This window comes from Christensenella timonensis, assembly GCF_900087015.1.
GTDB lineage: Bacteria > Bacillota > Clostridia > Christensenellales > Christensenellaceae > Christensenella > Christensenella timonensis.
Window position 1 is genome coordinate 20,878 of the sequence record NZ_FLKP01000001.1, and the last position, 18,823, is coordinate 39,700.

Annotated in this window: 18 protein-coding genes; 6 read left to right on the forward strand and 12 right to left on the reverse strand. The window is 52.6% G+C overall.

Annotation, left to right across the window (positions count from 1 at the left end):
- Positions 1–34: 34 nt before the first annotated feature.
- The gene (locus tag BN6471_RS00105; RefSeq protein ID WP_066644335.1) at positions 35–2,230 is read right to left on the reverse strand and encodes a YARHG domain-containing protein; all 2,196 of its coding nucleotides are present in this window, start codon (positions 2,228–2,230) and stop codon (positions 35–37) included.
- Between the two features lie 167 nt (positions 2,231–2,397).
- Between BN6471_RS00105 and nox the strand changes: the two genes are divergently transcribed.
- Positions 2,398–3,729, forward strand: coding sequence for a H2O-forming NADH oxidase (gene nox, locus BN6471_RS00110; protein ID WP_066644851.1), 1,332 nt, complete (start codon positions 2,398–2,400; stop codon positions 3,727–3,729).
- A 43-nt stretch (positions 3,730–3,772) separates the two neighbouring features.
- On the opposite strand, the gene BN6471_RS00115 is transcribed toward nox, so the two are convergent.
- Together BN6471_RS00115 and BN6471_RS00120 are read right to left on the reverse strand one after the other, a co-directional pair.
- The gene (locus BN6471_RS00115; protein WP_066644338.1) at positions 3,773–4,360 is read right to left on the reverse strand and encodes an HD domain-containing protein; all 588 of its coding nucleotides are present in this window, start codon (positions 4,358–4,360) and stop codon (positions 3,773–3,775) included.
- A 103-nt stretch (positions 4,361–4,463) separates the two neighbouring features.
- Positions 4,464–5,003, reverse strand: coding sequence for a ferritin family protein (locus tag BN6471_RS00120; RefSeq protein WP_066644341.1), 540 nt, complete (start codon positions 5,001–5,003; stop codon positions 4,464–4,466).
- Between the two features lie 168 nt (positions 5,004–5,171).
- On the opposite strand from BN6471_RS00120, the gene BN6471_RS00125 reads away from it, so the two are divergent.
- Positions 5,172–6,551: an aldehyde dehydrogenase gene (locus BN6471_RS00125; RefSeq protein ID WP_066644344.1), complete on the forward strand. Its 1,380-nt coding sequence runs from the start codon at positions 5,172–5,174 to the stop codon at positions 6,549–6,551.
- Between the two features lie 61 nt (positions 6,552–6,612).
- Here the strand turns inward: BN6471_RS00125 and BN6471_RS00130 are convergent, their stop codons facing one another.
- Both BN6471_RS00130 and BN6471_RS00135 read right to left on the reverse strand, forming a co-directional pair.
- Positions 6,613–9,000, reverse strand: coding sequence for a sensor histidine kinase (locus BN6471_RS00130; RefSeq protein ID WP_147553954.1), 2,388 nt, complete (start codon positions 8,998–9,000; stop codon positions 6,613–6,615).
- Positions 8,969–9,661 carry a response regulator transcription factor gene (locus BN6471_RS00135; RefSeq protein WP_066644348.1) on the reverse strand — a complete coding sequence of 231 codons (693 nt, stop codon included), beginning with the start codon at positions 9,659–9,661 and terminating at the stop codon, positions 8,969–8,971. The genes BN6471_RS00130 and BN6471_RS00135 overlap by 32 nt, the downstream gene beginning before the upstream one ends.
- A gap of 195 nt (positions 9,662–9,856) precedes the next feature.
- On the opposite strand from BN6471_RS00135, the gene BN6471_RS00140 reads away from it, so the two are divergent.
- Positions 9,857–10,936: a DUF4349 domain-containing protein gene (locus BN6471_RS00140; protein WP_066644350.1), complete on the forward strand. Its 1,080-nt coding sequence runs from the start codon at positions 9,857–9,859 to the stop codon at positions 10,934–10,936.
- A 42-nt stretch (positions 10,937–10,978) separates the two neighbouring features.
- Here the strand turns inward: BN6471_RS00140 and BN6471_RS00145 are convergent, their stop codons facing one another.
- The 7 genes from BN6471_RS00145 to BN6471_RS13050 form a co-directional block, all read right to left on the reverse strand.
- Positions 10,979–11,794 (reverse strand): 4Fe-4S binding protein, encoded by an 816-nt coding sequence (locus BN6471_RS00145; protein ID WP_082903263.1) that lies wholly within the window; start codon positions 11,792–11,794, stop codon positions 10,979–10,981.
- A 73-nt stretch (positions 11,795–11,867) separates the two neighbouring features.
- Entirely contained in the window at positions 11,868–12,002 is a 135-nt protein-coding gene (locus BN6471_RS13210; protein WP_278287534.1) for a CD1871A family CXXC motif-containing protein, read from the reverse strand.
- A gap of 1 nt (position 12,003) precedes the next feature.
- Positions 12,004–12,576, reverse strand: a complete 573-nt coding sequence (locus tag BN6471_RS00155) for a TlpA family protein disulfide reductase (RefSeq protein ID WP_066644358.1) — start codon at positions 12,574–12,576, stop codon at positions 12,004–12,006.
- 139 nt (positions 12,577–12,715) lie between these two features.
- Entirely contained in the window at positions 12,716–13,012 is a 297-nt protein-coding gene (locus BN6471_RS00160; protein WP_066644361.1) for a winged helix-turn-helix domain-containing protein, read from the reverse strand.
- Between the two features lie 168 nt (positions 13,013–13,180).
- Entirely contained in the window at positions 13,181–13,915 is a 735-nt protein-coding gene (locus BN6471_RS00165; protein WP_066644370.1) for an ATP-binding cassette domain-containing protein, read from the reverse strand.
- Complete coding sequence (locus BN6471_RS13045; protein WP_066644372.1) at positions 13,912–14,805, reverse strand: glycine betaine ABC transporter substrate-binding protein; 894 nt, start codon at positions 14,803–14,805, stop codon at positions 13,912–13,914. The genes BN6471_RS00165 and BN6471_RS13045 overlap by 4 nt, the downstream gene beginning before the upstream one ends.
- Positions 14,802–15,452 (reverse strand): ABC transporter permease, encoded by a 651-nt coding sequence (locus BN6471_RS13050; RefSeq protein ID WP_066644374.1) that lies wholly within the window; start codon positions 15,450–15,452, stop codon positions 14,802–14,804. Before BN6471_RS13050 ends, BN6471_RS13045 begins: the two co-directional genes overlap by 4 nt.
- A 231-nt stretch (positions 15,453–15,683) precedes the next feature.
- Between BN6471_RS13050 and BN6471_RS00180 the strand changes: the two genes are divergently transcribed.
- The 3 genes from BN6471_RS00180 to BN6471_RS00190 all read left to right on the forward strand — a co-directional run bounded on the left by BN6471_RS00180 (position 15,684) and on the right by BN6471_RS00190 (position 18,703).
- Positions 15,684–16,163: a DUF6530 family protein gene (locus BN6471_RS00180; RefSeq protein ID WP_066644854.1), complete on the forward strand. Its 480-nt coding sequence runs from the start codon at positions 15,684–15,686 to the stop codon at positions 16,161–16,163.
- Positions 16,164–16,350: 187 nt separating this feature from the next.
- Positions 16,351–17,790 (forward strand): 4Fe-4S dicluster domain-containing protein, encoded by a 1,440-nt coding sequence (locus BN6471_RS00185; RefSeq protein WP_066644377.1) that lies wholly within the window; start codon positions 16,351–16,353, stop codon positions 17,788–17,790.
- 148 nt (positions 17,791–17,938) lie between these two features.
- Entirely contained in the window at positions 17,939–18,703 is a 765-nt protein-coding gene (locus BN6471_RS00190; RefSeq protein ID WP_066644380.1) for a hypothetical protein, read from the forward strand.
- Positions 18,704–18,823 lie beyond the last annotated feature (120 nt).

Genomic DNA, 18,823 nt, shown 5'->3' on the forward strand with positions numbered 1-18,823 from the left:
AACAGGGGCTTTTTGAAACGCTGACCAATATTCTTTAATACACAGGATCGTCGCTGTTTTTTGAAACCTCTTCGCATTGCAACAGGACTTGTATATTCTGCAATTCATATTGGTTTAATTCATTGTCCTGTACTTGATGTTTTACAAGCGCCTGATACCAGCCATACTGTGAATAATGATCGATATACTTTTGCGTTTTAAACTGGTTCCCATGCCGTGCGTAGATTTCATTGCGCATGAATCCGAAAATTTCTTCGGAACCATAGGCGTTTTGCGTCGCTTCCATGATATCATACGCTTTATCCCATATTTCATCTTCGGAAAGATATCTTTTATCGCTGTCGGGGAATACAAAACCATTCCCGTCAAACATCGCGTTTGCCGCAGGCGCTTGGGATGCTTCGCCGGGGGGACTGGCGCCGGTATCCTCCTGCTTATTTTGCCCCGTTATAGTATATTGATCCCCTTTTGACTCGAGATATAATTGCCTGAGTTCGTTTAAATCGTCCGAGGAATACATACTTACCGTATCCCAGTACAGTTTTCCTTCTTCGTCCTTGTATATGTTGTCCGCTATAAGCGCCACATATACGGTATCCGCAGAAGTACCAAACCAAGAGCGCGTTGCCACTTCACATTCCACATATAGCTGGTAAGAATTATACCGTACGCTCCCAAAAAACATATTCGTATAATCATCCGCGTCCTTGAGCGCCATGAAATCTTCGCTTTTTTCGTATTCCGCGATCGTGGAGCTATAATATCCCGAAAGGAACGTATTGATAAACGTCATGCCAGAGCCGCCGCCCTGTTCCTCGCCCCGCAGCGCGTCGTACATATCCTGGCGAAGCAGCTCCGTGTCGATCCCGTCCAGGGAATCGATATACTCCGGCTGCTTTTCGACTGTAAACTCTTTCTCCTTCTGCGCGACCCTGATTTTTTGTTCCTTTTGGTCCTCAACGCTGCACACGGCACACACGACAATTTTATCGCCATTCTTAACGTATCGTTCCCCGTCCGTTTCAAACGCAACATATTCCTGTGCGAAATCCGAGCAGCCCGAGGTATCAAGCTCGAATTCAACGAAAGGCGAAACGCCGTCGTACGCAACTTCGAGGCCCTCAAACACATCCTGGTCTTCCGCCTCCACAAGGCCGGATACCGTAATTTTCCGCTGGGCGTTACGCACGTTTATTTTCGCTTTTTTGAATGCCTCTTCGTCATATTCCGTCTTTACGATAATTTCCTGCCCGTTTGCAAGCCCTTCCGTCGGCATATCGAAATGGATCGTCCCCAGGATTTCCGCCGCCTGAAATTCGCCTATGTTGTCCTTCTTTGCCAGCTCCAGAAATACCCTGTCTAATTCAGGATCATTATTTTTCACGAGGATCGTACCGTCTTTGTTCACCCCGTCAAAGGTCACATTGAACAGTTTGGCCATATCTACTGTCGTATACGACGACAATACCGCGAGCATGACGATCACCACCACAATTGCCGCTGCGATACCTGCCAAAATAATTTTTTTCTTTTTATCAAAATTCCCGACTGCCCGCGCAACGCCCGCAGCCTTTTCCTTGAATGGCACGCCTTCTTCCGCTTCGGACGGTACGCTGTTTTTCATTGTCATCGATATCCAGGCCGAGAGTGCGGCGCAAAGGATGTAGAAAATAAGCGGCGCTACCAATCCGCCGCCTACCTCCAATAACCCGTAGGTGCCCTGGAACGCCATAGAAATGACGATGCCCATGATGAGCGTGATCACCGCAGCGGCCACAAACCATAACCAGGCCATCCTCTTTTGCTTGATGACCCAATAGATACCGATTCCAGCGAGCACGGGTGCTGCCAGAAACGTGGCCAGTAAAATTGCCCCATATCCGCCTCCGGCCATACCGCCTACCATGGCTACCATCGGAAACAGTGACAGCATCTGGTTTAGGCCCTCCGCAAGGCCGCCCAGTCCCAGAAGGCCAGCCGCACCGGACGCCAATCCTGAAAAACCGAAAAGTGGCAGGGTCAGCGAAAAAACAATCGCTAAAATTGCCAGTACAATCACGATAAAGTCGTATGGAAAACAAGAAAAATACCTTTTGAATGGTTCGAGGACATTCTGGCTTTGCCCCTTGGCTTTGCCGGCCGGGCCAATCTCCCCGCCAACAGGCTCTCCGCATTTGCTGCAAAAAGCATCCCCTTCATTGAGCTTGGAACCGCATTTCCTGCAAAACATAATCCCACCCCGCTTTCATCCCCATAAAACCGGAACCTTGTTAGCTTTATCATAGCATTTCCCCTGCAAAATTTCAATCCGGACGGTTACCCTGCGCCTGTTCCGTTTATATACTACCTAATAAGCAGGTTTACAAACATAAACCAATGAAAGCGAGGGTATATGACATGAGCAAGATCGTATTGGTCGGGGCAAACCACGCGGGGACTGCGGCGGCAAACACCATCCTTGACAACTATCCGGAGGAAGAGCTGGTCATCATCGACCGCAACTCCAACATCAGCTACCTCGGCTGCGGCACGGCGCTTTGGGTCGGGCGGCAGATCGACGGGACAGAGGGCCTTTTCTATTGTTCCCAAGACGTGTTCAAACAAAAACATGCCCGGGTCTACATGGAGACCGAAGTCACGAATATCGACTTTGCGGGCAAAAAGGTACACGCGCAGACTAAGTGCGGCGAACAGGTCGTTGAGGAATATGACAAGCTGATCCTCGCGACGGGATCGCTGCCCATCATCCCCAAAATCAGCGGACTGGAACTCGAAAATGTGGATGTCGTCAAGCTGTTCCAGGACGGCGAAAAGATCAATAAAGCGCTGGACGACGAAAGCATCCGCAACGTCGCCGTCGTGGGCGCGGGTTACATCGGCGTGGAAATCGCCGAAGCGGTACGCAGGCGCGGCAAGAACGCCATGCTGTTCGAGGCGCAGGGTACTTCCCTGTCCGGCTATTACGACCCATGGTTCACGAAGGATATGGATAAGGTCTTGGCGGACAACGGCGTAGAGCTCCATTTCAATGAGATCGTAAAGGAATTGAAGGGCGAGGGTAAAGTTGGCGCGATCGTTACGGATAAAGGCGAATACGCTGCCGAACTCGTCATCCTGGCCATCGGCTTTGTGCCGAACAACGGCCTTGCAAAGGGAAGCCTTGACCTGTTTTCCAACGGCGCTGTCCTCGTCGACAGGCACCAGCGCACGAGCCTTGCGGACGTTTACGCCGTCGGCGACTGCGCCACCGTTTACAGCAACGCCCTGCGCGCGCCTTCTTACATTGCACTGGCTACGAACGCTGTCCGGAGCGGTATCGTCGCGGCGCACAACGCCTGCGGCACGCCTCTTGAATCCATCGGCGTACAGGGTTCCAACGGCATCAGCATCTACGGCTACCATATGGTATCCACAGGCCTCAACTTAAAAGCTGCTGAAAAAGCGGGCATGGAGGTATTGTATACCGATTATGAAGACCTCCAGAAGCCGGCTTTCATCCACGACAACCACCGCGTCAAAATCCGCATTATCTACGAAAGGGGCTCGCGGCGCATCGTGGGTACACAGATCGCTTCGTATGAAGATATCGCGATGGGTATCCACATGTTCTCACTGGCCATCGAGGAAGGCGTGACCATCGATAAGCTAAAACTACTCGATATCTTCTTTCTCCCGCACTTCAACCAACCGTATAACTACATCACCATGGCTGCGCTGGGCGCGGAATAAACCAAGTAAAAAGGCTGCCAGTTGGCAGCCTTTTTTGCTCTTCCTAATCCATGAAATACGTCGCGTACATATCGGCGATCGCCAGCGCAGGCGCAAGCTTGTACGTCCCGTACGCGCTTGACTGTGTACGCCCGCCGATATAGCTGCGCGCCGCGTCGTCATAACCGCCCATATGCCAGCGGATGGCGATGGCCTCCTCATCCGTCAGCCTGATATGCCGCATCAAAAGGTATACCGACTTTTCCCCGTGCCCGATGGGCAGCGTATCCTCGATCACATATATCTCCTTTTCCATCCATTCGCGTTTGCCCGGCGTTTTTACATTGCGCACGCCCTTCTGGTACATGTTCACTTTACAGACGTCATGCAAAAGCCCCGCGATTATAAGCGAATCCCCATGCTCGCATTTGATCATCTTATTGAAATTATTCAGGATCTTAAAAACGTTCATACTATGCACAAGCAGTCCGCCCTCGAAATCCCCATGGTTGCTTGTGCTCGCGGGCGCGGTATAAAAATCCGTTTCCGTTTCCAGCCAATCGAGCAGGCCCTGCATGTTTTCCCGACCGGTGCCAAGCAACAGTTCCTTAAATTCTTCTTTTAACGCGTCAAGCTGCTCCTGTCTGCCCATATTTTTTCCTGCCGTTTCATTTTTCTTTTATGATACCATACAATCGCGCATAAAAAAATACGGGCGGTAAAACCGCCCGTATTTTAAGACCAATATCAAAATCTTATTTGACAACCCTGTCAAGAAGGCCCTGGAACGCACAGCCATGGCGTGCTTCGTCCTTTGCCATCTCATGTACCGTATCGTGGATCGCGTCGTATCCAAGCTCTTTTGCGCGTTTCGCCAGCGCCAGCTTACCGGCCGTAGCGCCGCATTCCGCGTCAGCGCGCAGCTGCAGGTTTTTCTTTGTATCCGCGTAAACGACCTCGCCCAAAAGCTCCGCAAACTTCGCAGCATGCTCCGCTTCCTCAAACGCAGCCCTTTTGTACGTTTCCGCTACTTCCGGATAACCTTCCCGGTCAGCCTGGCGTGCCATTGCAAGGTACATGCCGACTTCCGTACATTCGCCCATAAAATTTTCCCGCAAGCCCTGTACCACTTCTTCGTCAAGTCCCTGTGCTACACCGATCTTGTGCTCGTCCGCCCAAACGCGTTCGCCCGCGAATTCGTCGAATTTGGAACCGTCCGCCCCGCACTGCGGGCATTTCGCCGGGCGCTCGCCCTCCGCTGTGTAACCACATACCTGACATACATACTTAACCATTTCTTCATACCTCCCAATAATCGTCCGGACATAAGTCCATAATTTAATGATACACCATCTTTTTAATCTTTAAACCGGTTTTTTTTAAATGCGGGACTTTTTCTTTCCGTTTACCGGTTTTTAAATCCGTTATATATAATGTATCAGAAAAAATCCGAGGTGAAGAAAATGAAAAATGCCGCCGGTATTATTGAGGCGCAGCGCAACTATTTTGAATCGGACGCCACGCGTTCATACGATTTTCGCCTGCAGGCCTTGCACCGCCTGCGCGACGCTATTATAAAAAACGAAGCGAAAATCTGCGAAGCGCTCAACGCCGACCTTCACAAGAGTTATTTTGAGGCCTTTGAAACAGAGGTCGGCCTTGTCATAGACGAGATCACCTACCAGATCAAACACCTGCGGCGTTTTATGAAGCCGCGCCATAAAAGGACGCCGCTTGCGCAATTTCCGTCCAAAAGCTTCGTCATGAAAGAGCCTTACGGCGTGGTATTGATTATGTCGCCGTGGAACTACCCGTTCCAACTGACGATGGAGCCGCTTGCCGGTGCGATTGCGGCGGGCAACACCGTCATTTTGAAGCCGTCCGATTATTCGCGCAACACCTCACAGGTCATGGCGGATCTCCTGTCTTCCATTTTCCCTCCTGAATATATCGCGGTCATGCTGGGCGGGCGCGAGGCGAACCAGGATCTTTTAAAGCAGAAGTTTGATTATATCTTTTTCACGGGCGGTGTGAACGTCGGCAAGCTTGTCATGGAATCCGCAGCACAGTTTGTAACGCCCGTGACCTTGGAGCTCGGCGGCCAAAGCCCGTGCATTGTCGACAGCACCGCCAATTTGAAGGTTGCGGCCAGGCGCATCGCCTGGGGTAAATTCTTGAACGCCGGACAGACGTGCGTAGCGCCCAACCATTTATTCGTGCACGAATCCGTAAAGGACGAGCTTCTTTCCCATATCAAAGACAGCATCCGGCAGTACTATACAGACGATCCCCTCTCGTGCGGCTATCTCCCCAAGATCATCAACCAAAAGCATTTTGAACGGTTGTCCGGCCTGCTTAGGGATACGGACATCTATTGCGGCGGACGCATGGACGCGGAAAAAAACAGCATCGAACCGACGGTCATCGACCACGCCACGTACGACCTGCCCGTCATGGGCGAGGAGATATTCGGGCCGCTGCTGCCCGTCCTCACCTACCGGGATCTGGACAGCCTGATCTCCCTGATCCGCTCGCACCCCCGTCCGCTTGCACTTTACCTGTTTTCCACCGACCGTTCCACAATCGACCGCATACTGGGTAACCTCCCATATGGCGGCGGATGCGTCAACGATACGGTGGTGCAGCTCGCCACTTCGCGCATGCCCTTTGGCGGCGTAGGCAATTCCGGCATGGGCAAATACCACGGCGCGGACAGTTTCGAGACTTTTTCGCATTACAAGAGCATCCTGCACAAATCAAACGCCATTGACCTGCCTATCCGCTACATGCCGCCTTCAGATAAAAAACTAAACCAGCTGCGCAGGTTCATCGGCAAAAAATAAGCTGCGCGATCCAAACAACCAAAAAAGCGCCGCCTACCATGGCGGCGCTTTTCCCATGCGCTCATTCCGCTTGAAGGGCTTCCCCCTCCTCCCCCTCTGCCTCACGGTATTCCGGGAAGGAGATAATAACCTTGAAAAGGTCGCCGTCGATCTCGATGGAGAACAGCCCGTTCATCAGCTGCATAAAATTCTTGGCAATAGAAAGCCCAAGGCCGCTGCCTTCCGTATGCCGAGATTCATCCCCGCGCTTGAAGCGCTCCATCAGCTCCTCTTCCGTCATATTGAGCTCGTCGCGCGATACGTTCTTGACGATAATGCAAATATTGTGCAGTACGCGTTTGATGGTGATATACACGCGCGAATTGTCCGCCGCGTATTTCAACGCATTTTCCAGCACATTGCCGATCACGCGCCACAAAAGCCGTCCATCCGCGTTCACATACATTTTTTCATCCGGCATCTCGTTTACGAACGTCAGGCCGGAAGCTTCGATCTTGTCAGACATCTCGCCCAGGGCCTGCTCCATAAACTGGATCAGCTCGATGCGCGTCATTTCGACGCTCATATCCCCGCTCGTCGCCTTTGCCGCCTCAAAAAGGTCGTCCGTGAGGGATTTCAGGCGTTTGGATTTCATATCCAGCACATCGAGGTATTTAGGCCCGTTCGGGCTGGAAAGCCCCTCTTTTTTGAGCAGGTCGACATACGTTAAAATTGATGTGAGCGGCGTTTTGATGTCGTGCGACACGTTGGTGATCAACTCCGTTTTCATACGTTCCGCTTTTACCTCGTGCTGCACCGCGGCATCCAGCCCCTCCGCGATATGCTCGATCCCCATCGCGATCTTGTCGAGGTCGGCGCCGCCGCCTTTGCGGATGGGGTATGTAAGGTCCCCGTCCTTGATCTTTTCCACACCGATGGAAATATCCTTGACCGCCGCCGCTTTCCTCAGGATAAACTTCACCGAGGCGATCACATAGATCGTCAGCGGGATCAGGCCGATGATCACGCCAAACACGTTGAGCACAACCCCTAAGAATACCAGCAGCAAAATCAGCAGCAGCCCGCCGATCAGGTACCATACGATCGCGCCCACGCCCTTAGAGCCCATACCGCTCCTGTCGTAAACGTTTTTAATGCCGCCGCTCACCGTCGCAACCAGCGTAAAATTTTCCTTCCGCTTGACCCGGCGCGCAAGGGACATGCTCCACATCAAGCACAATGCCACGGCCACGGACACAAGCGAGCATATTTGTACCACCTGCAGCGCGCCGTAAGCGTTGCCCACCCAATTGGCGATCTGGTCTACGCCCGCCGCGATCAGGCTTACGATAACGATCAGTATGATCCCGCCGATATCCAGATAGATGGAATCCATGAACGTGACCTTGATCTGGCCGCCTTCCGGCGAACGCCCCGCCGTATACATCAGCCACAAAAATGCCGCCGAGAAGACTGCGACGCATACCAGCACGAGGACGAACAGCCTCAAATAGCTGATATAAAGCGCATTGTATTCCGCCTGGTTCTGCCCAAACGCTTCGTTCGACATCCCCAGGTATATCTGTACGCCGTCCATATCCTGCCCGCGCAGCGCATATTCCGAAGCTCCCTCCCATGACGCTGCATAAACGCCCGGCGTAGCGCCGTCCCAGTTGTATTTCTGGTTGGCCTCCAGCTTCCGTATCAAGTCCGCGGCCTCCGCCGCATCGCCTGCTTGCGTATTCGTATCGAGCAGCTCGCCGTTTTTCACGACCGCAAAATAAAAATCCTTCTGTCCTTCTATATCGCTTCTCGCCTGCGCGCCCCTTTGCTCCAGGTTTTGCGTGATATACGCTTCCGCGTTGTTGAAAAGCTCCGCATACTTGCTGTTTACGGTATCCAGCTGCTTTTGTACATAAGGATCGACCTCCGGTAAAATGCGGCTGCCCGCATCCTCGCCTTCCGGGGCCGACGCCGCCTGTTCGTCGCTGCTTTGCGCAGCGGCGCTTTCTTGCAGTTCGCTTATTATGATATCAGACAGGCTTTGATCCTCTTTTCCCACCGCGCCCTGCGCTTCTGTGCCCGACGCATTTTCATTGTTTCCCACCTGTGCTTCAAATTCTTTAATATAGTCATGATAATAACCTCCCAGTCCTGCCGAATCGAGGATTTCACTGATCTCCTGTTCGTGTCCCTGCTTGAGCTGCCCCAGGTAATCCCGCAGCTCATTCTTGAGCGTTTCGTCCCCGTACCCGAAATATGCGCTCTCCACTTTCCCCAGGTATCCTTCCACCTGGTTTAAGTAATCGCGCGAGTCAATGTACTGCCCGCTTGTCACAGCCGTGGAAACATCCTGCCTCCACATGCTCGACAAAATGATCGTCGCGCCGCAGGCCGAGGCGATACAAAGTACCCAAGCTATGAATTTAAACCATATGTTAAACCTTGAGCTTGTCAATTTTGTAGCCAATGCCCCATACCACCTTCAAATATTTCGGTTCCTTCGGATTGATCTCGATCTTTTCGCGTATCCTCCTGATGTGCACCGCGATCGTATTCTCGGCGCCCACCGCTTTTTCGTCCCACACGCTCTCGTAGATCTGCGTGGTGGACAAAACCATTTCCATATTCTGCATCAGGTAACGCAGTATCTTGTATTCCATGGGCGTCAGCTTCACGCCCTCGCCGTCTACCGTCACGGTCTTTTTCATGTCGTCCAAAACCAGGCCGCCCGTCTGGTAGATCCCCTGCGTCTCCGTCATGCTGCCAAGGGTCGTATAGCGTCTTAATTGCGATTTTACCCTTGCCACGAGTTCAAGCGGATTAAAAGGCTTTGTCAGATAATCGTCCGCACCTGCATTGAGTCCCAGTATCTTGTCGTTGTCTTCCGATTTCGCGCTTAACATAATCACGGGAACGTTTGCATATTCGCGCAGCTTCATCGTCGCGCGGATCCCGTCCATGCCCGGCATCATGATGTCCATGATGATCAGGTGGACTTCGTTTTCCTCCACCAGGCGGATCGCCTGCGCGCCGTCATACGCTTTTAGGATTTCATATCCTTCGTTTACAAGGTAGATTTCTATTGCCTCTACGATTTCCTTGTCATCGTCGCAGACCAATATTTTCATGGTGTATTACCTCCGCTCTTTATCAGGTATAGTATACCATACCCACCTTGCTTTTGCCTTACTCTTATGATATACAGGAATTATTAAGATAAAAGGCCCCAAAAAATTAAGACTTTATGAAGCAGCCATGAATATGGAACCTTTTTCATGAAACGGCAGTCTAACAGGTAACAACAGTACTCGGAGGTATCTGCCATGAAAAAAATTTTAACTGTATTTTTATGTATTTTGATATGTGCCTGCGTGCTTTTGGGCGCATGCTCCGCCGCGCCGCAAAGCGCTGCCGATTCGGCTCCCCAGGCCACCAGCGCCCCTGCCGGCAATAAGGCGGAAATGATGGACGGCGAGGAGGCCGCCGCCGAAGAAGCGGGCACGGGGGATCTCGGCAACCTCACCAACGCAGCCCTGCCCGACACCAACCGCAAACTGACCTATTCCGCTTCCTTTGACATTTCCACCAAACAATACGACAGCGACTATAACAAAATCAACGCCGAGCTCGGCGCGGCCGGAGGGTATATCGAAAATGAATCCTCCACGGCCGACGTTTCTTACGGCAGCAGCGCCAGCGGACGTTATACCACGATGACCATGCGCGTTCCCGTAGACAAATACAACGAATTCCTGGACAAGCTTTCGGGGATCGGCGAGGTGACCGGCAAGCAGAAGAATACCGAGGATTTTTCCGACCAGTATTATGACACACAGTCGCGTATCGAGCTGTTGGAGGGGCAGAAAGCCCGCCTGATGGCCCACCTGGCAAATGCGACGAGCACGGAGGACATCATCGCGCTCGAACAGGAGATCACCGACGTGATCTACGAACTGGACCAGCTCCAGGGCAACATGCGCAGGATGGATAACCTCGTCGACTATGCGACTGTCTCCATCACGCTCACGGAGCTCATCACCCCTGAAACGATCGGCAGCGACGGGCAGCCCCTCGGCGACCGCGCAAGCGAAGCTTTCTCCCTTTCCATGACGGGCGTAGGCGAATTCCTGGAAAACTTCGCCGTTGGCTTTATGGCAGCGCTGCCGGCCATCATCCTGATCGCGGTCATCATCGCCGTCGTACTGCTCGTATTAAAGCTGGTACGCTTCCTGATGGGCAAATACCGCACCAAGCATCCCAAAAAGGCAGCCGCGCCGCCGTATTACGGACAGCCATACCAGCCACAGCAGCCGTACGCGCCGCAGCACCAGCAGCCGGCAGCACCGGACGAAGCGGACAATGCGCAGGCTGGCAACACGGAAAACAAGACAGGCCAAAATTGATGCAATCAAAAAAGGAGCCGCTATGCGGCTCCTTTTCCTTCTTCAGGTTTCATTCCCTTCGCTGTGCTTTTTGGCGCGGATCCATGTTTCAAAAGTAGATTCAATCGCCCCCTGCGGGCATGCTTTTTTACAGGCGCCGCAGCGGATGCATTCCGCGCTGTTTGGGTTTTCAAACACCTTGATATCCAGCTTGCATGCGCTCTCGCACGCGCCGCACCCCGTGCATTTGCTCTCATCCACCTGCAGCCTGTATAAAGAGACCTTGTTGAACAGCCCATACACTGCTCCCAGCGGACATACATAGCGGCAGAACGGGCGGTATACCGCGATGGAGAGGATGATAAGCCCCGCGAGCAGGCTCACCTTCCACACAAAAAGGCCGCCTGCCGCCTGCTGCAACCCCGGGTTCGCCGCCACCAGCGGCAGCCCCGCCATCAGCGTTCCCGACGGACAGATATATTCGCAAAACCATGGCTGCCCCTGTCCGATAATATCCACCGCCAGCGAAGGCAGCAGGATAACGAAGCCCACCAGGATACCGTATTTTAAGAATTTTAACCATTTATCGCCTGGCAATGCCCGCAATTTTTTCACAAACGGTATTTTGAAAACCAAATCCTGCACCAGTCCAAAGGGACACAGCCAACCGCAGACCAGCCTTCCCAGCAGCGCGCCCGTGGCGAGCAAAAATCCGGCGATATAAAAGGTAAATTTGTAATCCCTGCTGCCCAGTACCGCCTGCAGCGCCCCGATGGGGCAGGATGCAAGCGCGCCCGGGCACGAATAGCAGTTAAGGCCGGGCACACACGCGTATTTTGTCGCGCCCGTAAAGATCGTCCCCTTTGTAAAACCCGCCATATAACCGTTTGTCAGCAGTGTGAAGGCGATTTGCACCGCCAGCCTGACGTGCGTGGCGATCCACGTAAAAAACCTAACCAATTCCAATACACTCCAGACATATATTGACCGCCTTGGTAAAGACGACCTGCGCTTCCCCCCGCATGACCCCGGCCACGATGAAAGCGATCCCGGCCGCAGCGAGTACGATCCACCATTTGTTTTTCATCTTACGCTTCCCCGTTTTCATCCAGCAAACCGTCTATGATCCTTGTCCACTCCTCTTTGCTGCGCGACCCGACGACGCTTTCGCCCACCTGTTTTCCGTATTCATCCACAAAAACAGTTTCGGGAACCATCGTCACGTCCTTCAGCTTTTTTAATATCATGGCGTTCGACGGGATCAGCTGCGTATAATCCGCGCCCGTTGCCGAAACGATCTCCTTTGCAAGATCGGCCTGCTCCTGTACTACCTGTCCGCTTTGGTCCGCCGCATCCGTCACTATGCCAACGACCTGGAAGCCCTTGCCTGCATATTCCCTGTTTATTTCGCCGAGATCAGGCATTTCCTGCAGGCACGGCTTGCAATATGTCGCCCACAGATTGACCATCGTCAGTTTATGGCCGGAAAAAACATCCTGCGTCACTTCGTTGCCCGCGAGATCCTGCGCCTTGAAATCCCCAAATACCGGGCCATCCGTTTTCTCTTTGGTATCTACCACGACCTCATGCGGCCCGCATGCAGCCAACAGCAAAACAGCAGCCAATATGACCGACAGTACGATCGTCATTTTCCGTTTCATTTTCTACTCCTTTCCGCGCCCACCAAGCGCGCTGTTCTTTCGTCTACACCATATAGTCTATAAGTTTGCAGTGCATGGGTCAAGTTTTTCCAAATAAAAACGGCGCGCCTGAAAACCGGCACGCCGTTTTTTGATTTTTTTAGGCAGTCAATGAATATCCCTGTCTCCGGAAGGTTTTGATCAGTTTCTTCGTATGGCCGTCATCAATCTTGGCCCGAAGGAACCTGATATATACATCCACAACGTTGGAAAAGCAATCGTAATCGCAATCCCATACGTGCTCTAACAGCTCTGCACGCGAAACGATTTTGTCCTTGTGCAGCGCCAGATACTTTAATACCTCGTATTCTTTCGCGGTAAGCGTAATCTCCTCATCCCCGCGAGATACGGAACGGTTGTCGATATCCACTGCCAGGTTATCAACCATAATACGCATATGTGTCTCATCCTTTCTTTTTAATATTGGCCCATATCGTATGTACGTCCATGATATTAATAATCCGTTTTCATGAATACTAATCAAAAAAAGGGCTTTCAATTTGTAAACTTTACATGAATACCCTTTTCTCTTGATATCTCTGTTTTTCGGGATTTTTCTTCCCCATTAGCCGCACTCAAGCTGTTCGGACAAACGTTCCACATAGTCCGTGGCCGGATTGTCCACGACCTCCTGCGGGCTGCCGTCCTGCACCAGCTTGCCCTCGTTCAGGATGATAAGCCTTGTGCCCAGCCGTACCGCCTCACGCAGGTCGTGGGTAACGAAAACGATCGTCGTACCCGTTTTCTCAAACACCCCGCTGATCGCATCCTGCAGTTGCCTGCGCGTGATGCCGTCTACCGCGCCGAACGGCTCGTCCATCAAAATCAGGCTGGGGTTTGCGGCCAGTGCGCGCGCAATGCCCACGCGCTGTTGCTGTCCGCCAGAAAGCTCGTTTACGTTTCGCTCGCAAAGCTCTTCGTCAAGCGCCACCATATCCAAAAGCTCCAACACCCGTTCCCTGCTCAAACGGTCTTTTTGCAGCCGCGGCACATATTCGATATTTTCGCGTACATTCAAATGCGGGAACAGCGCGCCGCCCTGTATCACATAGCCGATCGCGCGCCGCAGGGCGATCAGGTCGGTGTGCGCGGTGTCTTCCCCATACACGCTGACACTGCCTTCGTCCGGCAAAATAAGCCCGTTGATCAGCTTGAGCATGGTCGTCTTACCGCCGCCGCTGCCGCCCACCACGGTCACGAATTCACCTTCGCGGATCCCTAAATCCAGCCCATCGAGGGCATATTTTTCGTCGTAACGCTTCTTGGCGCCCTGAAAGGCGATCATTTCGCTGCCGGTCATAAAAGCCCTTTCTGCTCCAGGAACTCGCGGGCTACGTCCTTTTCGTCTTCCTTGTTGTTTTCCACACGGTAATTGAGCTCCGCCATCTCTTCGTCCGTCAGGATCCCGTCCATCTTCATAAGCACCTCACTAAGCTCCGGGTGCGCTTTGAGCGTGTCCTGCCGCACGATCGTACCGCAATAATACGACGGGAAGAAGCCCTTGTCGTCCTTTAGCGTCTGCAAATCGTACACATTCAGCATGCCATCCGTCGTGAACGCGTTGATCACCTGCACATCGCCATTGCCGATCGCCTGGTATTTCATGCCAATATCGATGTCCTTCGTATCCTTGAAGTTGAGTCCGTACGTTTCCGTAAGCGGCGTATAACCGTCCGCCCGCTCATAAAAATCATACTCCGCGCCAAACGTCAGCTCCGGCGCGATCGCCGCCAGGTCGGAAAAGCTTTCAATGTTATTCTGTCCCGCAAATTCTTTTGTCACTGCGAGCGTAAAGGTATTGTTAAAGCCGTAAAGGCCCACCCACGTAAGGCCGAACTGCTGCTCGTACTGCTCCTTGAGCTGGGCATACATCGCATCCGCGTCCTTTTCGGGATCGTTTTTCAGTATGTCCGACCAGGCTGTTCCCGTATACTCCGGGTACAGGTCGAAATCCCCCTTCACGATCGCCGGATGGATATTGCCCGTTCCGCCCGCGATGCCTTTTGTGATCTCCACCTTAAGGCCCGTATCCTTTTCGATGAGCGCAGAAAGCATCTCGCTCAAAATAAATTGTTCGGTCATCGGCTTAGTCGCTATTTTGATGGTGTCGGCGCTGCCGCCCGAACATCCCGTAAGCCCCAATACCCCCAACATACATATTGCAAGTACCAGAGCGATCCATTTTTTCATTTTGTTTTTCCCCCATTGATTTTTTTGTAAACGCGCTTTTCAAAAATTCCCGCAACAAGGTCAGCCAGCAGCGCCAGCGCCGCGATCAAAAGGCTTCCCGCCACCGTCATCGCGAGGTTGTTCGTCGTGATCCCACGGTAGATGGCCACGCCCAGGCCCCCCGCGCCCACAAAGGAAGCAATACCGCACAGGGCGATGGTCATGACGATCATATTGCGCGCACCCGCCAGAATAACGGGCAGCGCCAGGGGCATCTTCACCCGGAACAGCAGCTGCATATTCGTGCTCCCCATCCCGCGCCCCGCCTCGATAATAGCGGGCGGTATATTCATGATCCCCGTATGCGTATTGCGCACCATTGGCAGAAGGCCGTAGATCGTAAGGGCGATCACCGCAGTGAGGTCTCCGATGCCTGTCGCCGGGATCAGGAACCCGAACAGCGCGATCGAAGGGATCGTGTAAATCAGGTTGGTAATACCCAATACCGGGAAGGAGAGCCGCGCGTGTTCGGAAATCAGGATACCAAAAAAGATACCGATCACTGCCGCCAAAAGAATGGAAACCAAAGAAATTTGTAGATGCTGCCAGATCAGTTCGGCAAAGAAATCCCATCTGGTCGCGTATAACTGGAATACTTCCGCAAACATTATTTGCCTTTCCTTGCGTGCAAAAATTTACTTCGTAATTTTAATAAACCATTTTAATGGTACTATACCGTAAAATTTTCAAAGTGTAAAGCCGAAGCCCCCATATCGCCGGTTCCCTTCGTTTTTTTCTTCTCCTTGACAGGAACGCGGATCCATTCTATAATCAACTAGTAGATTACTAATTTACTAAATTACTAATTTGAAAAGAGGAAAATAAAAATGGAAGAAAACATGAAGATCCCCACGACGCTCAAGCACAAACCTGTGATCGTCGCAGAAGATTATTCCAACATAGACGGGCGGCTCGCCTACCATACGGATGCAAAGGGGTTGTCGCTCGGCCTCGCCCAGTGGTCGGAGCGTGGCAGCCTCGATATCTCTGCCAAAATATGGCGGTACACCGGCGAAAAATGGTCGCGCCAGTCGGAGGAGATGCCACTGCACCGTGTACTTGACCTGGCCATCTTCCTCGCAAGCGCCATGAAATATTTCCGCGAGGCCTACCGCTATCCCAAGCTTTATGACCCGGAGAACCCGCAGATCGAACGCGTGGGCATCCAGGGCGACGCCATGACGGTGCGGGTATGTACGGACAACGAAAAGATCGACGGCGATATCGAACTTTTCTCACAGGTGCTCTCGCAGGACAGCGAACTTTTGGGGGAACGCCTGGCGATCCTTGCCCGCGTACTCCGTGACATGGGTTATTGATGGTTAAATTTTTCGGAAAATATCTGTATTAGTATCTATAATACAGCACAAAAAGCAGCGGTATTAGTGGAAATTCCGCTGTTTTTGTTTTGCAGGTTCCAATCCGGTATCCGCGCCCTCATTGACAGCCTTTTTATAAAACAGTATGATAGAAAGGTAGACTGAAGAAGGAGAAAACAATACTTTTATGAACAACGGAATGTTTGATACAAGCGTTCAGGAGCTGAAATATACCATTTTGAAAGAAGTCGCCAATCTGGCGTATGACGATAAACTGGAGGAGGGCCTGCTCCATGTCGCCGAGAAGATCATTCCCGGTCCCCAGCCCACGATGCGCTGCTGCATTTACAAGGAACGTGCGATCGTCGGCGAGCGGTTGAAGCTTGCCCTCGGCGGCGACCCGGAAAACGAGAACGTGGTAGAGGTGCTTGATATCGCCTGCGACGAATGTCCGGTAGACGGGATCCGCGTGACGCAGGCCTGCCGCGGCTGCATCGCGCACCGCTGCCAGAACGTGTGTCCGACAGGGGCGATCCGCATCGAGAACCTAAAAGCCTATATCGACACCAAAAAATGCGTGGAGTGCGGTAAGTGCATGGACGCCTGCCCCTATAACGCGATCGCCAAATCCGTGCGCCCGTGTGAAAACGCCTGTAAGGTAGGCGCCATCAGCATGGACGACGACAAAAAAGCCGTGATCGACAATGAAAAATGTATTGCCTGCGGCGCCTGCGTATACCAGTGCCCGTTCGGCGCGATTTCCGCGAAATCCTATATGCTGGAAGCGATCCGCCTGCTGAAAAATTCGCAGGGCAATCAAAAATATAAGGTGTATGCGGTGGTGGCGCCTTCCATTTCCAGCCAGTTCAACCATGTAAAAGTGGAACAGGTCGTGTCTGGCATCAAGGAGCTCGGCTTTTTCAGCGTAGTGGAAGCAGCCCTCGGCGCAGATATGGCGGCGGACAAGGAAGCGGACGAGTTATACGAAAAAGGTTTCCTGACGACGTCGTGTTGTCCTGCTTTCGTAAATTATGTGAAGAAAAACTATCCCGGCCTCGCAGTGCATATTTCGCACAATGTTTCGCCCATGGAACAGATCTCCATCTATTTGAAGAAGGTCGATCCTACGGCAAAGGTCGTGTTCATTGGGCCGTGTATCGCCAAAAAGATGGAATTTAGGCTGCCGGAGGTCGCGGGGATCGTAGATTGCGTGATCACCTTTGAGGAACTGCTCGCGCTGCTCGACAGCCGCGAGATCGACCTTTCCTCCATGCCGGAAGCGCCGCTTGACAACGCTTCTTATTACGGCCGCATTTTTGCCCGCAGCGGCGGCGTAGCGACTGCCGTGGGGCAGGCCCTGAGGGAACATGGCAAGGACGATTTTGTCTATAACCCCATTTCCTGCAACGGGATCGAGGAATGCCGGATCGCGCTTCTGAAAGCCTCCAAAGGAGTCCTTCCCAACAATTTTATCGAAGGGATGGCTTGCATCGACGGGTGTATCGGCGGCGCGGCCTGCTTGACGCACGGGCCAAAGGATAAGAGCCAGGTCGACCGTTACGGCAGCGAAGCCAAGGAAAAAACGATCGCGCAGTCGGTCGGTATCCTGCAAAAGTTCAACGACTGAACAGGCATTTCCAAAGCCAGCGGCGCAAAGAAGCCGCTGGTTTTTTTATTTTTGCATGGTATAATGGACAAAAAGCGGTTATTCCCAGCCGCATTTACTTTATTAATAGGATATTGACGCACGCATCAATCATTAGGAGGAAAAATTTATGGCAATGTCATCTTATGGTTATCCTTATGGCGCACCATTTTACTTCGCAGGCGGACTGATCGCTTTTTATATCATCCTGGTCGCCGTTTTTTATGTTTTCTCGGCCCTGGGGCTGTATACCATGGCCAAACGGCGCGGCCTTAACAACCCGTGGCTCGCGTGGATCCCGGTCGTATATATTTATGTGATCGGTAAGCTCGCGGATACCTATGCCGCAAAACACCTGAACAAAAGGACAAACTACGCCGTGCTGCTTTTGGGCCTCATTGTCGGGGTGGTTGTGCTGGCGATTATTATGATGGCCACGCTGTTCGCAGGGATGCTGCATTCTTATTCCAGTTCGCACATCTATGCTTTCCTGCCCGCATATATCATATTTGTAGTCCTTTTGATCGCAATCGCCATCGTTTACGCGGTCTTTTATTATATCTCGCTGTACCGCATCTATAACTGGCATTCGGAGAGCGCGACCGTACTTTTGGTACTGTCCATCCTCTTCAGCGTGATCGTACCCTTCGTGCTGTTCGCACTGCGCAACGGCGACAATCGCTATCTCTATCCCCCGCAGCAGCCGGGCGGCGGCCAGCCTTATGCACAGCAGCCCTATCCGCAGCAGCCCGGGCCGGGATACCCGCAGCCTCCGCAGCAGTATTACGCACCGCCGCAGGCGCCTCCGGTACAGCAAGCTCCAGCGACGCAGCCACAGCCTCCCACCCAGCCCCCGCAGCAACAGAATCCGGGCGGCAACGGGAACGCACAATAAAATTTTTAAGAATCGTAGGGTACGCATCTTGCGTGCCCTTTTTTTGCCTGCGCGCGGACAGGGGCATCGCCGGCGCGCCGATATATGGTATACTGGTACCATAGAAATTGTATAGGAGCG